1 protein-coding gene is annotated in these 431 nt (G+C 68.2%); it reads left to right on the forward strand.

What is annotated here, in order from left to right; all coding sequences use genetic code 11:
- The coding region (locus BN4575_RS23050) for a hemerythrin domain-containing protein (RefSeq protein WP_176716480.1) at nucleotides 1-357 on the forward strand (357 nt) is incomplete at its 5' end.
- Between the last annotated feature and the right edge of the window lie 74 nt (nucleotides 358-431).

Genomic DNA, 431 nt, shown 5'->3' on the forward strand with positions numbered 1-431 from the left:
CTGCTGGAGGGGCTCGAAGAGCACCTCTCGCTGAAGCGGGTGCTCGCCGACCTGGTGGAGATGTCGTCCGACGACGAGAAGTACGAGACCAAGCTCCACGTGTTGAAGGAGCAGGTGGAGCATCACCACGAAGAGGAGGAAGAGCACCTGTTCCCGAAGGTGCGGAAGCTGTTCGACGAGTCGACCCTCGACGCGCTGGGCGCCACCATGGAAGCCACGTTGACGTCCCTGGGGGCGTCGCGCCCTCGCTGCGACGTGCTGGGTCAGACCGACGACTCGGTGGAGCTACCCGACGGCGAGGCGATGGCGACACGGAAGGATAAAAAGCCAGCGTCGCGGTCCCCCAGGGCGGCGTGACCCCCAGGACGCCGCGCGGTGGCAGGTCACGGGGCGGCGTGACCCCCAGGACGCCGCGCGGTGGCAGGTCACGG

It is taken from the genome of Aeromonas sp. EERV15 (genome assembly GCF_900079845.1).
Classification (GTDB): domain Bacteria; phylum Pseudomonadota; class Gammaproteobacteria; order Enterobacterales; family Aeromonadaceae; genus Aeromonas; species Aeromonas sobria.